The 4,091-nt window shown below is 60.1% G+C and carries 5 protein-coding genes; 3 read left to right on the forward strand and 2 right to left on the reverse strand.

Translation table 11 applies throughout. The features are described 5' to 3' along the window. Window positions 1–810: 810 nt before the first annotated feature. Together IVA82_RS44780 and IVA82_RS44785 are read left to right on the forward strand one after the other, a co-directional pair. Window positions 811–1,014 carry a CsbD family protein gene (locus IVA82_RS44780; protein WP_247382607.1) on the forward strand — a complete coding sequence of 68 codons (204 nt, stop codon included), beginning with the start codon at window positions 811–813 and terminating at the stop codon, window positions 1,012–1,014. A gap of 613 nt (window positions 1,015–1,627) precedes the next feature. After that, a complete protein-coding gene (locus IVA82_RS44785) occupies window positions 1,628–1,828 on the forward strand; it encodes a hypothetical protein (RefSeq protein WP_247384421.1) in 201 nt (66 codons plus the stop codon). A 539-nt stretch (window positions 1,829–2,367) separates the two neighbouring features. Here IVA82_RS44785 and IVA82_RS44790 read toward each other — a convergent pair. Then, the gene (locus tag IVA82_RS44790) at window positions 2,368–2,613 is read right to left on the reverse strand and encodes a hypothetical protein (RefSeq protein WP_247493935.1); all 246 of its coding nucleotides are present in this window, start codon (window positions 2,611–2,613) and stop codon (window positions 2,368–2,370) included. A gap of 70 nt (window positions 2,614–2,683) precedes the next feature. Here IVA82_RS44790 and IVA82_RS44795 point away from each other — a divergent pair, with 70 nt between their 5' ends. Beyond that, window positions 2,684–2,974, forward strand: coding sequence for a hypothetical protein (locus IVA82_RS44795; RefSeq protein ID WP_247493936.1), 291 nt, complete (start codon window positions 2,684–2,686; stop codon window positions 2,972–2,974). Window positions 2,975–3,192: 218 nt separating this feature from the next. Here IVA82_RS44795 and IVA82_RS44800 read toward each other — a convergent pair whose 3' ends face one another. Continuing rightward, entirely contained in the window at window positions 3,193–3,786 is a 594-nt protein-coding gene (locus IVA82_RS44800) for a hypothetical protein (RefSeq protein ID WP_247493937.1), read from the reverse strand. Window positions 3,787–4,091: the final 305 nt, after the last annotated feature.

Raw genomic sequence — 4,091 nt, forward strand, 5'->3', positions numbered from 1 at the left:
GGAATTGGAAGGCGAACCATCAGTCCACGGCCACCCTCGCTGCCTAAGCGCTTCGCGGCCGACCATCGCCCTTACCTGGGGTGCTGGCCGGACGCGTACGCATAACGCACGGTTGCGTTGAGATCATCGGCGTACCCTTTGGGGGACATGTAGAGCTTCCCGTCGCCTCGACCCGAGAGAGACCTCGCACGCGGTGCGCCATGGCACGACGCGGATCAGCAGTTAGGGCGAGGCCCGGTGTGCCTGGCAGCCCGGGCCTCATAACCTCAGCAGCCTGACAAGAGGTTGTTCGGCTACAGGTCCAGCCTATCGGGAGTAGCCGATCTCGCTTTGATGTTGCGCAAAGCCGCCTCGGGCCAGCCGGCCCCTTGCGGCGGAGGGAGAGGACGGGGGGCCGGCGGTCCGATGGGCCGGCGGATGGGACGTCCGCCATGCCCCGGCACGCTAATCCCAATCAGATGATCGCCGTGTTCACTTGTGGTCAAGGTATTTGTAATGTTCCAGCAAGGGAACAGCGAGCCGCCGATGAAGGACATGCAAGTCCGGCTGGAGAAGCTCCGCACCGACGCCGCCGAATGTGCCCTCATACGCGAAACTTGCTGAGCACTTGACCGTGCTCGCGTCGCGGGTTGAGCGGGCTCTTGGCGACAGCCATTCCGAGATCGCTCCTGACGTTCCGCCGGGTGCTTAGCCATTTTGGTTTTCGGCTCGGCGCACGAGGTCGTCCTATGGCGGCGACACAATCGGCTTCCCATTCGAACTCAGCTCGTGCTGCCGCGTTGGACTGTCCTCCAACCGGAGGAGGACGCTATGGATTGGAACCGCATCGAAGGAAACTGGAAGCAGGTAAAGGGCAAAGTGAAGGAGCAATGGGGCAAGCTGACGGACGATGACTTAGACGCCATTGACGGAAAGCAAGACCAGCTTGAAGGAAAGCTCCAGCAGCGCTACGGCTACCAAAAGGATCAAGCCAAAAAAGAACTCAACGATTGGTTTGGTCGTCAGAAGTGGTAGCCCCTCAAAGCCCGCCGGTCCCCGCGCGGGCTTTTTTTCTCGCGTCGTTCGAAGATTGAGAACCGACTAGGAGTTGTCCGATCACGCCACGTCAGGGACACGCTCCGAAAACAAACCGCAGAGCCAGAACGACCATCCCAGAGACAAGGCAGGCAATTGCCGCAAGAACCAAGTCAGGTCGCGCACTCCTAGTTACAACCCGCCTGACGAAATTTCTCAGCTCCCCCATCGTATTTACCAAGTGTCGCCCGGAACGCGAGAGAGATGAGCCAAGCCTAGGCACGTCAGCTCTTCCGGGTTTCATTCCCCAGCTTGCCATCGTTGCCGTAGATATCGTTCGAGCGTGCAGCGACGTGCGTCCAGTGGATCAACATCATCGTGCACCGCTAGGTACAACGTCCACGCTATTAGCCGCGACCGTCGGAAGCATCTCATCATCCATTGTCGCTCCCGTGCCCTGAAATTCCGGTTGCAACTCGCGATCATGTCGAAGGTTTCCATTTTTTCCATAACTGGCAGTTCTACTAATGTCGTGATCTGCCGCAGGAACATGCGTCCCCAGTACGCAATTGCTTTTACTGGAGTAGGCGATGAACAATCCTGGGAGTAGGCGATGAACAATCCTGACTTGGAAGTGCTATTCCGAGTTGTGCAGGATGCTCGTCATATCATCAGAGAGTGTGTGATTTCCAACTCATTCGATGCGGCACACACGGTGGAGCGCCTGCATGCCGTTCTGGACAGAGATGAGGTGATCCACGTACTCGACCGCGTGAGCCGTCAACCTGTGGCCCGGCTAACGGAGGAAGGCTGAACTAGCGCTGACCGCGGCGGCAATTGCGGCAGCGGCCCCGCAAAGCTGCGTCGATCTCTCAAAGAGCGCCAGCGCGAAAGCGACTGGCATAGGCACCAATTTGCCCCGCCACTAATCCATCTTGACCATTCTGAAGTGGCCTTACTTGGGTGGTTGCCATCTTGGCAAGGTCAGCCACTCGGTTATCTGAGACGTGATTTCGTTCTGCCGGGCCTTCCTAAGCAGACTGTCTCGGTTGTGTCCTGGCGGGCATGACCGCGCTTCATCACGTAGCTGTTGAGCTTCTAGGTCAAGCTGAGCCTTTAACGAGGCTTTTCGTATGAACCGCATGCGCGTCATGACGCATAACCCATCTCTACGAACCTACCCGCCTGTGTAAACTCGGAACTCGGTATGTTGGTTCTTAGATGGACCCCTCTGCGTTCGTAATCCGTTCGTTGGGACCATGAATAAGGCCCCGACGATATTGCACGCCGGGGCCATTCAAGATCATCAGGCCGGTTACATCCGCCGCGCCTTCAGATCACAAGCATCGTTGATTACGACACTTGATCATGAGAACAAGTTCGCAACCGTGCAGCCGGAAACGGTTCACATTCGGCCCGGAAACGAGCTGCCTCTAGCTCGCTCTTGCGCCATTCGGCCCGGCGCCGATGCTCCATCGCCAACGCGTTTTGCGTCTCCACGTCCAAAATAATCTCGTCGATCTCGGCGGCGTCCAGCGTGCGTTTGATGCGCAAGACGGTAGACAGCACCATCATAAGATCGCCATAGGGCAACAGCAAATCGCGCGCCGCGATCTCGCATGCCCATTGCTTCCTCGCTCTTGCAAATGAGCAGCGCCAGCTCGCGGGCTTGCCGCAGATCATCGGCCGCAGACGGAGTGTCGTCGTCACCCAACAGCATGCGCTCAGCGGCCCGACCGGCTACCAGCTCGATGCAATGGCTCTGCACATTCGCGAATACGTCAGAAACGGAACTGACGGCCTCGCCCGGTTCGGGCATCAGTGGGGCAAGTGCTTTCCGAACATCGGAGGCATCGCCGCGACCTTCCGCGAACGCTTCCTCGTGTCCCTCGCCCCAAACGCGGCCTTCAAAGCCCGAACCCGGGTCCACCGTGGCGCCGCCCAGCGGGTGGCCCTGTAGGCGCGCAGCCACGATATGGCCCGCCTCGTGAATTGCGACCCGGCAGTCCTGGTCGTAAGTGCGGCCGATTTTGGCGAGCAGCCTGTCGTATTCATCGACCTCCGCATTGGGGGCGCTGCCGTTATCGCCACCATCGACGTGAGCAGCGACCCCCGCGGCGCCGAGAGAGGTCGCAGGATGTGCGGTGCCTTCCTCAGACGGAGTTCCTTCAGACATCATCAAAAGCCTGTCATGGTGAGCGGCGGCTCAGCCACCCCGACCTTCGCAGGCACGAGCGCCAGCGTGATCGCCTGCCGACCCTGCCGGATCGCGCGGGGCATGGCCTTCAGCTCCGCGAGGGTGAAGTTGGCGGCAACTTCGATCTGGCCCATGGTGTTCTGGAGGAAGCCCGCCATCTGGCCGCTCTCGAAATGCCAATGGCCGATTTCGGACAGGGCATCGGTAAGAGCACGCGACTGCTCAAGATAGCCCGGCAACGCAGTCTCGATGGCGGTCACCTGCTTTGCCAACTTGTCTGCTGCCGTAGCACGCTTAATACGCTCGCTTTCCGCAGCGAGCTGTCGCTCGCCTTCCGCCTTCTGGTGCGCGAGAACGGCGAGGGCGTCGTCGATGCCCGCGAGGTCCGAGGTTGCCGCGACCACGGCAGCCTGCTGCTTGTCGAGCTCCCGGTGATCTTCGAGGTCCGCCGACAGGAGGGTATCCCGGCGAGCCTGAATTGCCTGGTCCAGCGCCGCCTGCGCCGTGACGCGCTTGGCGACGAGCTGTTCGCCGCGCTTCGCAAGCGAGACGATGGTGGTTTCGAGTTGCTGCATGGGAGCTTTTCGGAAGGGGTTGCCCATGAAACCAGTGTATGCCGCAGCAATATGATTTGCGTAGACCGACGGCGTGGAGGGCTCCACTTGTGGTGCGCTCCACATTTGTGAGGATTTTCGAGCGCTGGAGCGGCAGGGTGTGATGTCCGCTTTGCTCTTAAATGCTGACCTTGCAGGTGCGTGCGAGCACTTCCGCTACGGGCCAAAGCACAAAGTCGCTGCGCTCCAGCCCGCTGCGCGGGAGCATGAGCCGAGAGACCGGTAGCCAGTTGAGAGGATAGTGGTAGCACTGGAGAGCCCCGCCC

The organism is Bradyrhizobium sp. 142 (assembly GCF_023074015.1).
Classification (GTDB): Bacteria; Pseudomonadota; Alphaproteobacteria; order Rhizobiales; family Xanthobacteraceae; genus Bradyrhizobium.

Excerpts from the sequence above, each read along its gene's own strand:
- IVA82_RS44800 (WP_247493937.1), bottom strand. The coding sequence starts at position 3,786 with ATGCAGCAACTCGAAACCACCATCGTCTCGCTTGCGAAGCGCGGCGAA.
- IVA82_RS44780 (WP_247382607.1), top strand. The coding sequence starts at position 811 with ATGGATTGGAACCGCATCGAAGGAAACTGGAAGCAGGTAAAGGGCAAA.
- IVA82_RS44785 (WP_247384421.1), top strand. The coding sequence starts at position 1,628 with ATGAACAATCCTGACTTGGAAGTGCTATTCCGAGTTGTGCAGGATGCT.